Origin of the sequence: Emticicia sp. SJ17W-69 (assembly GCF_051209875.1) — a bacterium.
GTDB lineage: Bacteria > Bacteroidota > Bacteroidia > Cytophagales > Spirosomataceae > Emticicia.
Genome location: NZ_JBNTQY010000001.1, coordinates 1,687,278 through 1,702,161, shown reverse-complemented (window position 1 = coordinate 1,702,161; position 14,884 = coordinate 1,687,278). Strand labels below are relative to the sequence as shown.

At 35.5% G+C, this 14,884-nt stretch carries 10 protein-coding genes; 8 read left to right on the top strand and 2 right to left on the bottom strand.

Going from position 1 to position 14,884, the window contains the following annotated elements; genetic code table 11:
* Positions 1–134: 134 nt before the first annotated feature.
* The 7 genes from ACQUQZ_RS06930 to glmS all read left to right on the top strand — a co-directional run bounded on the left by ACQUQZ_RS06930 (position 135) and on the right by glmS (position 9,358).
* Positions 135–1,604: a hypothetical protein gene (locus ACQUQZ_RS06930; RefSeq protein WP_435354118.1), complete on the top strand. Its 1,470-nt coding sequence runs from the start codon at positions 135–137 to the stop codon at positions 1,602–1,604.
* A gap of 274 nt (positions 1,605–1,878) precedes the next feature.
* Positions 1,879–2,763 (top strand): YicC/YloC family endoribonuclease, encoded by an 885-nt coding sequence (locus tag ACQUQZ_RS06925; protein ID WP_435357643.1) that lies wholly within the window; start codon positions 1,879–1,881, stop codon positions 2,761–2,763.
* Positions 2,764–3,019: 256 nt separating this feature from the next.
* Positions 3,020–4,297 carry a phosphopyruvate hydratase gene (eno, locus tag ACQUQZ_RS06920; RefSeq protein WP_435354116.1) on the top strand — a complete coding sequence of 426 codons (1,278 nt, stop codon included), beginning with the start codon at positions 3,020–3,022 and terminating at the stop codon, positions 4,295–4,297.
* 181 nt (positions 4,298–4,478) lie between these two features.
* Positions 4,479–4,805 (top strand): FtsB family cell division protein, encoded by a 327-nt coding sequence (locus ACQUQZ_RS06915; RefSeq protein ID WP_435354113.1) that lies wholly within the window; start codon positions 4,479–4,481, stop codon positions 4,803–4,805.
* A gap of 420 nt (positions 4,806–5,225) precedes the next feature.
* Positions 5,226–6,038, top strand: coding sequence for a glycogen/starch synthase (locus tag ACQUQZ_RS06910; RefSeq protein ID WP_435354111.1), 813 nt, complete (start codon positions 5,226–5,228; stop codon positions 6,036–6,038).
* A complete protein-coding gene (locus ACQUQZ_RS06905; RefSeq protein WP_435354110.1) occupies positions 6,025–7,374 on the top strand; it encodes a DUF4270 family protein in 1,350 nt (449 codons plus the stop codon). Before ACQUQZ_RS06910 ends, ACQUQZ_RS06905 begins: the two co-directional genes overlap by 14 nt.
* Before the next feature lie 145 nt (positions 7,375–7,519).
* Complete coding sequence (gene glmS, locus ACQUQZ_RS06900; protein WP_435354109.1) at positions 7,520–9,358, top strand: glutamine--fructose-6-phosphate transaminase (isomerizing); 1,839 nt, start codon at positions 7,520–7,522, stop codon at positions 9,356–9,358.
* A 107-nt stretch (positions 9,359–9,465) separates the two neighbouring features.
* On the opposite strand, the gene ACQUQZ_RS06895 is transcribed toward glmS, so the two are convergent.
* Together ACQUQZ_RS06895 and fdhD are read right to left on the bottom strand one after the other, a co-directional pair.
* Entirely contained in the window at positions 9,466–11,754 is a 2,289-nt protein-coding gene (locus ACQUQZ_RS06895; protein WP_435354108.1) for an FdhF/YdeP family oxidoreductase, read from the bottom strand.
* A gap of 23 nt (positions 11,755–11,777) precedes the next feature.
* Positions 11,778–12,611, bottom strand: coding sequence for a formate dehydrogenase accessory sulfurtransferase FdhD (gene fdhD / locus ACQUQZ_RS06890; RefSeq protein WP_435354106.1), 834 nt, complete (start codon positions 12,609–12,611; stop codon positions 11,778–11,780).
* A 126-nt stretch (positions 12,612–12,737) separates the two neighbouring features.
* On the opposite strand from fdhD, the gene ACQUQZ_RS06885 reads away from it, so the two are divergent.
* On the top strand, positions 12,738–14,831 hold the full coding sequence (locus ACQUQZ_RS06885) for a prolyl oligopeptidase family serine peptidase (RefSeq protein ID WP_435354104.1): 2,094 nt from the start codon (positions 12,738–12,740) through the stop codon (positions 14,829–14,831).
* Positions 14,832–14,884: the final 53 nt, after the last annotated feature.

Genomic DNA, 14,884 nt, shown 5'->3' with positions numbered 1-14,884 from the left:
TTTTGTAAACAAAATAGACTTTTGTTCTACTTAATGAGCTGCAAAAGTACAGTTTTTTTAAGAGAAATGCCTTATTTTATTTGGAAATAAGACATGATTCGAGGTAACTTTACTACCGCTAACCTGTATTTCCGATGAAAGAAAAATTACTATTCATATTCTTCTATTTCTTATATTCTACTGCTATTTCGCAAAGAGCCAGTCCGACCCAAGAAGCGATTGCTGCGGTTGCAAGATTTTCTCCTCAAAATAGTTTAATCCCCAAAAGCCACATCAAACAAGGCATCCAAACACCTATTGAAGAAAATATTTTCAGACCTATTCAGCAAAACAATATCATTCCGATGGGTACAAGTGGGACTGTCTTGTCAAATTTGAATTCGGATGAAAAATTCACGTATGTACATACCGAAGGCTATGACAAGAATGTGAGAAATATTTGGCAAAATGATTTCAAAATAGAATCTAAATATGATTTCATTGGTGAGCAAACGGATTCAGTTTTTCATTATACATTGTTTAACCGTTTTTTACCAAAAAATAAAATTACCCTTCTCAAAACTTCTATCAAAACTGGTTTACAACAAAAAATCGAAGGCACGCTACCAGAGGGAATAAAAATGTTTACATTCCGAGTTGTCGATGAAGATTGTTTTCTTGCTTGTAAATACAAAGAACGCCCTGTAGTGATGGTTTTTCATGTGGAAGATGCTACTTTCAAGGTTTTACCTAATTTATTGAACAAAAATGCCCAATTTTTATCACTTTATGCTGATAACGAAAGTTTTACGGTTATTTTAAAACAACAAAAAGGCGGTAGCTTACTGATAAAAAAGTATTCTAAAGAAGGGAAACAATTGAGTAATTATCTGATTCCCAATAACAAAAAGCAATTCAATGAAGCAAAAACAATCAGAATTGGCGAGAAATTATTTGTGATTGGTACTTATACAAAAGGACTAAGTTTTCGAGTAAGAGGCTTATATGCTGCTTGTTTGGACGAAAACTTTACACCTGAAGAAGTCAAATATACTGAATTTTCTGAATTTAAAGCCTTATTGGATAAAAAGCAACATACACCCCCGTATGCCATTGTTCACCAACTGAAACCACTCGAAAATGGGTTGATGTGTGTTTTCGATTTTTTTGATGCTTCCATTTCCAACCAAGAATATACAGGCAAGGTAAAGTACCATTATAGCATGGTTTGCCGACTTGATGGTGAGGCAAATTTTGTCTGGAATTCAGTGATTGCCTTAGAAGGCTTAACGAACTTTATTTATACCCAGCGTTTGCGTACACAAACATCCAATAAAATTGATATTTTAGAATCGAATGTAAAACCCGCCATGCGTTTTTTGGTCAATAAAAATAGAGTCATGGGAGCCTGCCAGCTTGGTAATGTCATTTACACCAATTTGCTTGATACAAACACTGGTGAAGTAGTTGCTAAAGGTATGTATGAAGAATTAGGGAATGAACAAATCACTGGTTTTTCACCGTGGTTCGATGAAAACTTCTTGGTTTGGGGGCGTGAACGCAAAAATATCCTTGCCCGCCCTACTTTATATATGCGTAAGATTAAAATTGTAGAGAAAATGTAAAAAGTGCTGAGTTTAGAGCGACCATCGCTCGGTTCTGAATTCTGAGTTGTTTTGTTTAATTTGATAGATATTTTTACAAGTAAAATCTTGATTTTGTACAATTATTATTATTTTTTACTCAGAATTCAGAACTCTTAACTCAGAATTCACGAACTCTCCCATATTTTTGCGTTATTTGCCTAACTTTTATTTTCATAACAATATGAATTTTGAAAACAAAATCCTTATAGGTTCAATTTCAGAATTCAGAATTCATAACTCAGAACTCTTTTCCATGCTGCAATCAATGACTGGTTTTGGCTCGGCTACGGTCGAAAATGCTAAAATCTCGGTAACTGTCGAAGTCAAATCGTTGAATTCAAAATTTTTTGATATTTACTGTCGAATCCCACGTAGTTATTCAGAACGAGAAATCGAAATCAGAAATATACTTACCCAAGAATTGGAACGTGGTAAAGTCGAATTTATGATGTCGGTTACACCTAAAGACGAGTCAGGAGCTTCAACTACTGTCAATCGTGCTTTAGTGAAAGCCTATTTTAAAGACTTAAAGGCAACAGCCAATGAGCTTGGTTTCGAGCCATCACCTACCGAATTGCTCAGAATGGCAAGCATGATGCCCAATGCTTATAATACTGATTCTTTGAGTGAATCAGATTCAAAAGCAGAATGGGAATTGATGAAAATGGCTGTCAATCAGGCAATTGTAAAATGTAAAGAGTTTCGTACCCAAGAAGGAAGAAATACTGAACTGAAATTCCAAGAATACATAGCAAGCATTGCAAGTTTATTGAAAGGTGTTGAGGAGCAAGATCCCAAACGTATTCCTGTGGTGCGTGAACGAATCGAAAAAGCAGTGGGCGAATGGTCATCAAGCGAAAATTTTGATAAAAATCGTTTTGAACAAGAATTGATTTATTATGTAGAGAAATTTGATATTTCCGAAGAAAAAGTTCGTTTAAAAAATCACTTAGAATACTTCGTTCAAGAATTAAAAGTGGCATCAAATGGTAAACGTTTGAATTTCATCGCTCAGGAAATCGGAAGAGAAGTAAATACGATTGGCTCAAAAGCCAATGATTCTGTCATTCAGCGTTTAGTTGTACAAATGAAAGACGAATTAGAGAAGATTAAAGAACAGACCATGAATATTGTGTAATAATTTAACAATCTTGAGATCGGGAAATGCAGAAATATGCTAATTTCATAATGTTGGTAATGTCCTAAAACTATTAATTTATTTTTACTAAATTCCAAATTATCAATTCTCCAAATTTCCAAATCGACAAATTTAATAATTATTTCCTTCACATATCCTTAAAAGATTCGTACTTTTGCATGATATATCCAAAGAAAATATCGTGTTGAAGCACGATACCAATATTTTTTACAACCAAAAAAGCTTAGTTTAACTTATGAGCCAAATTGTTAGAGTACACGCCAGACAAATTCTCGATTCGAGAGGAAACCCTACCATCGAGGTGGACGTATTGACAGATAACGGTTATTTAGGACGTGCCGCTGTGCCTTCGGGTGCTTCAACTGGTATCCACGAAGCCGTTGAATTACGTGATGATGATGCAAAAGTTTATCAAGGGAAAGGCGTTTTAAAGGCCGTTAAAAATGTAAACGATACCATCGCCAACGAAATATTAGGAGCAAATGTTTTTGAGCAAAATCTGATTGATAAAATCATGATTGACCTTGATGGCACTCCAAACAAAGGAAATCTTGGAGCAAACGCTATCTTAGGTGTATCATTGGCAGTAGCCAAAGCTGCAGCTTTTGAAGCAGGTTTGTCATTGTATCGCTATTTAGGCGGTGTCAATGCCAACACATTGCCAGTTCCAATGATGAATATCTTGAATGGTGGCTCGCACGCTGATAACTCGATTGATTTCCAAGAATTCATGGTAATGCCTGCAAAAGCTGAGTCTTTCTCACATGCTTTGCAAATGGGAACTGATATTTTCCATACTTTGAAAAAAGTATTGAAATCGAAAGGTTACTCTACAAACGTAGGTGATGAAGGTGGTTTTGCACCAAACATCAAATCGAATGAAGAGGCTATCGAAATCGTATTGCAATCAATCGAAAAAGCTGGTTTCAAAGCTGGTGAAGATGTATTTATTGCCATGGATGCTGCTGCTTCAGAATTCTATAATGCCGAAACTGGTCTTTATACTTTCAAAAAATCAGATGGTAAGCAATTAAATTCACAAGAGATGGCTGCTTATTGGGAAACCTGGGTTGGTAAATATCCAATTATCTCAATCGAAGATGGTATGGCTGAAGACGATTGGGCAGGTTGGGCAGAACAAACTCGCTTGATTGGTAGTAAATGCCAATTAGTAGGTGATGACTTGTTTGTAACAAATGTAAAACGTTTACAAGAAGGTATTGATAAAGGAATTGCTAATGCGATTTTGGTAAAAGTAAACCAAATTGGTTCTTTGACAGAAACGATCAACGCAGTGAATTTGGCTCATAAAAATAAATATAAGAGCATCATGTCGCACCGTTCGGGTGAAACTGAAGATGCAACAATCGCTGACTTAGCAGTAGCATTGAATACTGGTCAAATCAAAACTGGTTCAGCTTCACGTTCTGACCGTATGGCTAAATACAACCAATTGCTTCGTATCGAAGAAGAATTGGGTGATTCGGCTACTTTCCCAGGTTTGAAGTTCTAATTTAGTCGATAGTCCACCGTCAACAGACGATAGTATTTAATTAAATAAATCTATCGACCGTCGTCCATAAACTATTGACTCGAAAAAAAGTCTGTCAAAATTTTTGGCAGACTTTTTTTGTTTTATAAATACCGATTTTCTACTTTTGAATCACAATCGTGCTTATAAAATTTCCTATATTATGAAAATCTACGTTCCTGCATTCGCCATGAAGTACCGTTTCTACGTACTTACACTCGCAAGTTTATTGGTTTGGGTAATCTTTTTTGATGGTAGCAATCTTATTGCACAGTTCAGACTTTGGCAAAAACTCTCTGACTTAGAAGAGCAACAAGAATATTATGTTGATGAACTAAAAAAAGTAAAAGAAGAAGAAAAAGAAGTAATGGGCAATACAAAATCAATGGAAAAATTTGCTCGTGAAAAATACCTAATGAAAAAAACTGGTGAAACTGTTTTTGTGATTGTTGATGAAGACAATCAATCGGTGGAGAAAGATGAAGAATAGAAGTTTGTTTCTTTTTATTTTGCCCAAATTTTAAGTAAAAACTTCGTAGTTGATGAAATTATTGAACTGCATTTTCACCTTAATCTTGGAAAGAAAAAAAAGAAGGCGAATTATAAAGAAGTTTTCAAGGATGGTCGTCTGATAATTGACCAGTCGCTTAGTGAAATAAGAAAACAAATTAAAAAGTAATAATAAAGAACAAAAAAGGGTGTTTTAAACCCCTTTTTGTTCTTTAACAAATCTATTAATACTATTTCCTTACATAAAATAACTACATTTTTTGACTTATTAAGTCAATTTTTAGCCATTTTACATACTTTCCTACTGCCATTTTCAAAGATTTTATATAATTTATTAGTTTTTTTCGTATCTTTGCGTACTTTTTTGGAAGATACCTCCCACTAATAATATTTTTAAGATATGCGTAAACTCCGTATTCTATACGTTGCGAGTGAGATAAATCCCTTCCTGCAAGTTTCAGAAGTAGCTGACTTCCTTCGTAAACTTCCGCAAGCCATGCAAGAGAAAGGCATGGAGATTAGAATTTTGATTCCTCGTTTTGGTTCTATTAATGAACGCAAAAATCGTCTCCACGAGGTAGTTCGATTATCAGGCATTAACATCACTGTCGGTGAAGATGAAAAACCTTTGATTATCAAAGTCGCTTCTATTCCAAGTGCTAAACTTCAAGTTTATTTTTTAGACAATGAAGACTATTTCAATAGAAAATACGTTTTCTTAGATAAAGAAGGAAGTTTCTACGACGATAACGATGAAAGAACCATCTTCTTTTGCAAAGGAGTTCTCGAAACAGTAAAAAAATTAGGTTGGGCTCCTGATATTGTTCACTGTACCGATTGGATGACTGCCTTGATTCCATTGTATTTGAAAACAACCTATAAAAATGACCCTGTTTTCAAAGATACAAAGTCTGTTTTTACGGTTTATAACAATGTCTTTGAGCATAAATTTGATGAAGATATTGTAGAAAAAGCAAAGTCAATGGATGTTTCTGATGAAAACTTGGCCAATTTGCGTTCAGCAGATTTTGAAGGGTTTATCAAAATAGGTTGTCAATATGCCGACTCAGTTGTGAAAGCCAATGAGGATATGAATGAAAATTTAAGTAAACTTTTGAATGAAATTGCAGCAAACACAATCGACGCAAACATCGAAGATGATGATGTTACAGAAACTTATTTTAACCTCTACACAGAACTTGTCCCTGAATAATATATGGCGTAATTTAGCATTAGTGCTATTTTCTGCTTTCTTTTTCTCTTGTCAAGATCCAATAGGTATCGCTCTTGATACACCAAGCACTGGTGGCCAAATTGTAACTGTTTTTACTGATACAGTAAAAGTGGCATCATCAACCGTCATGCTTGATTCAACTGTTACCTCTGGGCAATCGAGTGGTGTCATTGGCTCTTACAAAGACCCAGTATTTGGTACTGTTTCAGCAAAAGCATTTGCTCAAATTACCTTACCTTATTTAGCCAGTAGTGAAGCATTTGCTATTCTTAAATTTCCAGCTGCTGACTCAGGTTTGACGGTCTATGATTCTGTATATGTTTACTTAGCAAATGATAGTTTTGTCTATGGTGATTCAACTAAACCTATTACTGTTTCAGTTCATCGTTTGACAGAAGATTTTGTGAGTGCTCAAAATTACACAAAAGATGATGCTTTAGCCTACAACCCAACACCCATTGCAAGTAAAGAATTTAGTTTTAAAGATTTGAAACGTGCCTATTCAACTGCACAAGATAGTTTATTAAGATATAAATTACCTGACTCTTTTGGTCAAGAATTATATGATTTAGTAGGAAAGGATGCTGGAACTTCGATTGATAAATTTACCAGTGCGGTAAAAGGATTTGCTTTTGTAGCTAATCAAGATGCAGGAGCTATCTATGGGCTATCTATTTCTAATAGTTTTATACAATTGTATTATCATACCACCAATAGTACTGATAGAAAAAGTATTCCTTTGACTTTTCTTGCAAAACGATTTAGTCAAATTAAAACTAATCGAACGGGAACTGCCTTACAGAATATTAAATCTTTACAAGCCATTCCGTCAAATTTGACTAACAACAAAACCTATATGCAAACAGGCTCGGGAGTTTCGACTAAGATGATTTTCCCCACATTGGCAGCTTTGCAAAAAAATAAAGATATAACAATTAATAAAGCGGAGTTGGTCATTGAACCTGATTTAGACCAAATTACAGGAAATTTCAGACCGCCTGCTCAATTTGCTTTAGTCCAAATTGGTACAGATAATCGACTAAAGAAAACATCCAGCAATGTGATTGACTATGTAGCTTTGGATGCCATTTCTGGTACACAATACGTGGCAGCTTATAGTTCTACTAACAATAATTATACTTTTAATTTCACTTCTTATTTACAAGATTTAATCAGTAAAAAGCAAACTTCTGATGGATTAGTTCTTGTTCCAAGTGTGCTTACGACCACAACCATTGGTATCAATAATACGAATGTTTCAAGAGCTGTCTTTAAAAGTATTAAATTAAATGTCTATTATTCGGCCAAGAAATAAAATATTATCATAAGGCTAATTAAGTAAAAGAGAAGATTTAGGTCTTCTCTTTTTATTTGTATTGGATTTTTTTTATACATTTGCTTCTTAATAATCAATTATATTGTACTATTCTTTTAATAGTCAGTAAAACCTATTATATATTATGTGTGGAATCGTAGCTTATGTGGGGCATCGTGAAGCTGCTCCGCTAATCATCAAAGGACTCAAACGATTGGAATATCGTGGGTATGATAGTGCTGGAATCGCTCTACTGAATGGTCATGGCTTAAAAGTTTATAAGAAAAAAGGAAAAGTATCTGACCTTGAAAATGAGATAAAAGATAAAGAATTATTAGCAAAAATTGGTATTGGACATACTCGTTGGGCAACGCATGGCGAACCAAACGATGTGAATGCTCACCCACATTATTCAAATAGTGGCCGATTTGCCATTATTCATAATGGAATTATTGAAAATTATTCTTCAATTAAACAAAGCTTACTTAATAAAGGATATACTTTTCATAGTCAAACTGATACTGAAGTATTAGTAAATTTTGTAGAAGATATTCAGAAAAACAAAAATTGTTCGCTCGAAGAAGCGGTACGTATTGCTTTACACGAGGTTGTTGGGGCTTATGCCATTGTAATCATTGATGCTGAAAACCCAACCCAACTAATTGCTGCTCGCAAAGGTAGTCCGTTGGTTATTGGTGTTGGTGAAAATGAATATTTCTTTGCCTCAGATGCTACTCCTATTATCGAATATACCAAAGAAGTAGTTTATTTGGATGATTATGAAATTGCCATTGTAAAAGATAATGAATTGATAATCAAGAATTTATCTAACGAAGACATCGACCCTTATATCCAAACTGTGGAGTTAGAGTTGGAAGCAATTGAAAAAGGTGGTTATGACCATTTCATGCTCAAAGAAATTTTTGAGCAACCTCGTTCAATTGCTGATTCGATGCGTGGACGTATTAATCCAGAAGATGCAACACTTCTTTTAGGAGGCTTGGGTTCATATCTTGATAAAATAGCTAAGACCAAGCGTATTGTGATTGTAGCCTGCGGAACTTCGTGGCATGCTGGTTTGGTTGGTGAATATTTATTAGAAGAATTAGCACGTATTAATGTTGAGGTTGAATACGCTTCTGAATTCCGCTATCGAAATCCAATTATTAAAGAAGGTGACATTGTGATTGCTATTTCTCAGTCAGGTGAAACTGCCGATACAATGGCGGCATTAGAATTAGCCAAATCAAAAGGAGCGATTATTCTTGGTGTTTGTAATGTGGTTGGTTCGTCAATTGCTCGTATCACACATGCAGGCGTTTATACCCATGCTGGACCGGAGATTGGTGTAGCAAGTACCAAAGCATTCACTGCTCAAGTAACTGTCTTGACATTAATTGCTCTTGCAGTTGCTCAGAAAAAAGGTACAATTAGTCACGAATTATATCGTGAATTGATTTTTGGTTTGGATGCTATTCCTGCAAAGGTTGAGAAAATTTTAAAAAATGCTGAAAAAGTGAAAGATATAGCCAAGCTTTTCACTTTTGCTTCAAACTTTATTTTCTTGGGTCGTGGACTTAATTTCCCTGTAGCCTTGGAAGGTGCTTTGAAATTGAAAGAAATTTCATACATCCACGCTGAAGGATACCCTGCTGCTGAAATGAAACATGGGCCTATCGCCTTGATTGATGAAGATATGCCAGTAGTATTTATTGCTACAAAAGACAGTTCTTATGAGAAAATTGTATCCAATATTCAGGAAGTAAAAGCTCGAAAAGGTCGTGTAATTGCCATTGTCACTGAAGGAGATACACTTATTTCAAAAATGGTTGATTTTACCATTGAAGTTCCTCGTACGAATGATTTACTTTTACCATTGTTGACTTCCATTCCTTTACAATTAATTTCGTATTATATCGCAGTTATGCGTGGCAGAAATGTTGATCAACCTCGTAACTTAGCTAAGTCGGTTACTGTTGAATAATAGCCTCTCTCAACCCTCCCCGATGGGGAGGGCTTTAAAAACTAAAGAAAAAATAATTAATATTTTTCTAAGAATGAGTATCTAGCTCCCCCCATCGGTGGCAGGGGCTACTGATGCTTCGGAGCTATAGTAATCACTACCGACTTGGAAGTGGGAGTTTTACTAATATCGGCAAAACTATCAATTGGTACTAATACGTTGGCTTCTGGAAAATAGGTTGCTACGCATTTTCGAGGAATATTATAAGGTACAATAATAAAATTCTCAGCCACACGTGCTACCCCACCAAAATCATTGTAAAGGTTTACAACTTGGTATTTTTGTAGATTTGCTTCTTTCATATCGGTTTCGTTCATCATAATGATTCTTCGTTCATTATAGATCCCTCGATAACGGTCATCTAAACCATAAATAGTCGTATTGAATTGGTCATGACTGCGTATTGTCATCATCAAATACTGATTCTCAAGGAGATTGATTGTATCTAATTCATTGATTGTAAATTTAGCTTTAGCTGTATCAGTCAAAAATTTTTGTTCCCGAGGTGCGTTAGGCAAATAAAATCCTCCAGCAACACTAATTCTTTTATTATAATTTTCAAATCCTACAATCGTTTTCTCAATCAAATCTCTGATATTATCATAATTTGCCACAAGCTTATCCCAGTCAAGTTTTGTACTTGACAGCGTAGCTTTTGCCATTCCTGCAATAATGGCTGGTTCACTCATCAAATGCTCCGAAATTGGGTCTAATACACCTCTACTACTATGCACCACCCCCATCGAATCTTCGACACTTACAAACTGCTCTCCTGAAGCTTGAAAATCAAGGTCAGTTCTTCCAAAACATGGTAAAATCAAAGCAGTTTTTCCATGAATTAAATGGCTACGATTGAGTTTTGTCGAAACATGCACAGTCAAATCACAGTTTTGTAAAGCTTTTGCCGTAAATTCGGTATCAGGTGTTGCTGAGAGAAAATTCCCGCCCATTGCTATAAAAACTTTGGCTTGCTTTTCGGCCATTGCATTAATAGCCTCAACCGTATCAAAACCATGCTTACGAGGAGGTTCAAAAGCAAAAACCTCTTGAAGTTTATCTAAAAACTGAGCCTTTGGTTTTTCATAAATACCCATGGTGCGGTCGCCTTGTACATTAGAATGTCCACGCACAGGGCAAGTTCCTCCACCTTCAATTCCAATACTTCCTTTTAGCAATAAAAGATTGACTACTTCTCGAATCGTCGCTACTGAATTTTTGTGTTGAGTAAGACCCATCGCCCAGCAAACAATGATTTTATTATGGTAAATCAATAATTCTGCAGCTTCTTTAATTTTAATTAAAGGAATACCACAAACTGCTGAAAGTTGTTCTAAATCTTCATTTTCAAGACTTTTTAGATACTCTTCATAGCCTTCAGTCTGGCTAATTATAAAGTTTTTATCAAAAACATCACCCAACCTCCGTTCCGCATCCATCAGAATTTTATTCATGGCTTTTAATAAAGCTAAATCTCCATTGATACAAATTTGTAAATAAATATCAGTCAATTTTTCTCCACCAAAAATCACATCTCTTATTTCTTGCGGATGTTTAAATTTGACCAAACCCGCCTCAATCAAAGGATTAACAGAAATGATTTTAGCTCCAGCACGTTTGGCTTTTTCTAAAGCTGAAAGCATTCGAGGATGATTTGTTCCTGGATTTTGACCTAAAATCATAATCACTTCGGCTTTTTCGAAATCATCTAATTTTACCGAACCTTTTCCTAAACCCAATGTTTCGTTTAATGCTGAACCACTTGATTCATGGCACATATTTGAACAATCAGGCAAATTGTTTGTACCATACATTCGAGCAAATAATTGGTATAAAAAAGCCGCTTCATTGCTGGTTCTACCCGAAGTATAAAAAATTGCTTCATCGGGTGAAGGTAAATTTTTGAGATGAGAGCCGATTATTTGAAAGGCTTCCTCCCAAGAAATTTTTTCATAGTGCGATTTCCCTTCCTTCAAAACCATTGGATGTGTCAAACGTCCTTGTTGACCAAGCCAATAATCTGACTTTTTAGAAAGTTCATCAACTGAGTATTTTTGAAAAAAAACAGGAGTCACTTTTCGAGTTGTGGCTTCTTCAGCAATGGCTTTTGCTCCATTTTCGCAGTATTCGGCAATTTTTGAGCGTTCGCCATCAGGGTCGGGCCATGCACAGCTTGGACAATCAACACCCTCTTTTTGATTCAAATTTAGTAATGCCTTGATTCCTCGCTTGATTGGCATAACACCAAAAACATGTTTTACAGATGAAATGACAGCCGTAAAACCCGCAGCTTCTTCAGCAGGTTTTGATGTTTCGATTCCTGTAAAATCAAGGGGCGGTTGAGGGTTTATTTTCGACATAATATTTTGAATTTTAAACCAATCTATGAAAAAATTCTTTCATCACCTGAATAAATATTAAAACTATCTTCCCGTAAAAAGCCAATCAAAGTCATGCCGAATGCTTTGGCAGTTTCAATAGCCATACTCGAGGGGGAACCCATGCAAGCCAACATAGAAATTCCTGCCATTGCAGCTTTTTGAATCAATTCAAAACTCGCTCGACTGCTCATCAAGAGTACTACATTAGATAAAGGTATGAGATTTTGCTGAAATGCAGCTCCTATTGCTTTATCCAAGGCATTGTGCCGACCAATATCTTCACGCAAAATTGACATAGAAAAGCCTTGCAGCAAAGCAGCATGAAGTCCACCTGTATGTTGAAAGAAAGTTTGTTTTTCGAGTAATATTTTTGGTAAACTTTGAATGAATGCTACTGAAACTTTAAAATCACTTTTAGGTAAAACTGAGCATTTTTGTTGAATAGCTTCGATTGACGCTTTTCCACAGACTCCGCAACTTGAAGTTGAATAAAAAAAGCGTTCTAAACTTTGAAAATTTACTAAAATATGTGGTTTAAGCTCAACTCTCACAATATTTTGTTGCTCTTGTTTTCCAGTATCAGTGCAATAATAAATAGATAAAACATCATCAAAAGTTTGAATAATATTTTCAGTAAACAGAAAACCTAAAGCCAATTCGAAATCATGTCCAGTTGGGGTTCGCATCGTTACAGAAACACTTTTTTGCTGACGATTATTCTCACTTCCATAGCCCAACCGAATCTCCAGAGGTTCTTCAACCACAACTAAATCGGGCGTTTCTTCCACGCCTTTTGGCCTGAATTTCTTTATTTCAAAAGATTTTATTCCGTACATTTGTTGTAAGCTTTGTTGATTTATCTACTCAATGCTAAGTTAGCAAAACTCTTTTAATTTGGAAACGTTATTCTTAGTAGCATATAAATAATTCTCAAAGAAATTCAGCAAAAATCATCTCAAACTATGAAAAAACTCCTTATTTCTCTCTTATTTCCCAGTTTAGCAATGGCTCAGTATAATTATCCAGTAACCAAAAAAATAGACCACACCGACAATTATCATGGCACCATCGTTGCCGATCCTTACCGCTGGCTTGAAGATGACCGTTCGGCCGAAACAGCTGCGTGGGTAAAACAAGAAAATGAAGTGACGAATGCCTATTTAGAAAAAATTCCTTACCGAGCAGATTTACAGAAAAGACTCGAAAAAATCTTTAATTATGCCAAATATTCGTCTCCTTCTCGCAAAGGTGAATGGTTTTATTTTTACAAAAATGATGGTTTACAAAATCAATCAGTACTTTATCGCCAAAAAGGATTGACTGGCACCCCTGAATTGGTCATTGACCCAAACAAACTTTCGACCGATGGCACCACTCGTTTGGTGCAATTTGTATTATCGAAAGATGGAAAATATGGTGCAATGGCTCTTTCAAAAGGTGGGTCTGATTGGCAAGATATTGTGATAATGGATTTGGCAACGAAACAAAACCTCAGTGATAAACTCGAATGGGTGAAAGTTTCGGGGATTGCTTGGCAAGGCAATGGCTTTTACTATAGCCGTTATCCAAAGCCCGAAGGGAGTGCTTTGGCAGCAAAAAATGAAAATCATCAAGTATTTTTTCATAAAATTGGCACAAGCCAAGACACCGATGAGTTGGTTTTTGAAGATAAAACTAATCCACAACGTTTCAATGGTGTTTATACAAGTGATGATGAAAAATTTGCTTTTTTGAGCATCAGCGATCGTGGGAAAGGCAAAGATGGCAATGCTCTTTATTATAGAGCTTTAGGTCAAAAAGAATTCAAACCAATTGTTTCTGAAATTACTGATTTTAGCTTTGGTGTGATTGATAACGTTGGGCAAGCATTTTTAATTAAAACTAATAAAAATGCTCCCAATGATAAAGTAGAAAAATATGATATAACCTCAGGTAATTGGACAACCATTCTAGCTGAAAAACCTGAACCTTTGCAAGGTGTTGGCACAGCGGGTGGAAAAATGTTTGCGACTTATTTGAAAGATGTAACCACTCGTGCGTATGTTTATGATTTGAATGGAAAACTTGAAAATGAAGTTCAACTACCAAGTTTAGGTTCGGCTGGTGGTTTTGGTGGCGAGACAGATGATAAATTTGTTTTTTATACTTTCAGCACTTTCAACTACCCTCCTACTATTTTCAGATACGATATTGCTACAAAAAAAAGTACCGTTTTTCGCTCGCCAGAAGTAGATTTCAAAGCTACTGATTTTGAAACAAAACAAGTATTTTATACAAGTATAGATGGCACAAAAATCCCTATGTTTATTGTCTATAAAAAAGGCTTGAAACTGAATGGACAAAATCCAACTTTACTCTATGGCTATGGCGGTTTTAATATTAATTTGAATCCAGCATTTAGTCCGTTGCTGATTCCATTTTTGGAGCAAGGAGGCGTTTATGCTTCGGCAAATTTGCGTGGTGGTGGCGAATATGGTGAAAAATGGCACGAACAAGGTATGAAATTAAAAAAACAAAATGTTTTTGATGATTTCATTGCAGCAGGAGAATATTTGATTGCTCAAAAATATTGTGATAATGCTCATTTAGCTCTTCGTGGTGGGTCTAATGGTGGACTTTTGGTTGGTGCGGTTATCAATCAAAGACCTGATTTAGCAAAAGTTGCTATTCCACAAGTAGGCGTAATGGATATGTTACGTTTCCAAAAATTCACAATTGGCTGGAATTGGATTGCCGATTATGGCTCATCAGATAATGTCGAGGAATTTAAGGCTCAATATGCTTATTCGCCTTTACATAATATTAAAGAGGGAGTCAATTATCCTGCCACGCTCATTACAACTGCCGACCATGATGATAGAGTTGTACCTGCACATTCTTTCAAATATGCGGCAACTTTACAGGAAAAAGGGGCAAAAAGTAGCAAAAATCCTTTGTTGATTAAAATTGATACAAACTCTGGTCACGGAGCAAGTAATACCAAGAAAAACCTTGAATCGACTGCCGATATTTATGCGTTTATTTGGTGGAATATGGGTTTTGTACCGAAGTTTTAAGAAAATATTTTGAGGCACATCTTTTCAGATGTGCCTCAAAATATTTGTTTACC

What these genes read in the sequence shown, in the direction of transcription:
- ACQUQZ_RS06895 (WP_435354108.1), bottom strand. Translation starts at nt 11,754, where the DNA reads ATGTCGAAAATAAACCCTCAACCGCCCCTTGATTTTACAGGAATCGAA.
- fdhD (WP_435354106.1), bottom strand. Translation starts at nt 12,611, where the DNA reads ATGTACGGAATAAAATCTTTTGAAATAAAGAAATTCAGGCCAAAAGGC.
- glmS (WP_435354109.1), top strand. Translation starts at nt 7,520, where the DNA reads ATGTGTGGAATCGTAGCTTATGTGGGGCATCGTGAAGCTGCTCCGCTA.
- ACQUQZ_RS06930 (WP_435354118.1), top strand. Translation starts at nt 135, where the DNA reads ATGAAAGAAAAATTACTATTCATATTCTTCTATTTCTTATATTCTACT.
- ACQUQZ_RS06925 (WP_435357643.1), top strand. Translation starts at nt 1,879, where the DNA reads ATGCTGCAATCAATGACTGGTTTTGGCTCGGCTACGGTCGAAAATGCT.
- eno (WP_435354116.1), top strand. Translation starts at nt 3,020, where the DNA reads ATGAGCCAAATTGTTAGAGTACACGCCAGACAAATTCTCGATTCGAGA.
- ACQUQZ_RS06915 (WP_435354113.1), top strand. Translation starts at nt 4,479, where the DNA reads ATGAAAATCTACGTTCCTGCATTCGCCATGAAGTACCGTTTCTACGTA.
- ACQUQZ_RS06885 (WP_435354104.1), top strand. Translation starts at nt 12,738, where the DNA reads ATGAAAAAACTCCTTATTTCTCTCTTATTTCCCAGTTTAGCAATGGCT.
- ACQUQZ_RS06910 (WP_435354111.1), top strand. Translation starts at nt 5,226, where the DNA reads ATGCGTAAACTCCGTATTCTATACGTTGCGAGTGAGATAAATCCCTTC.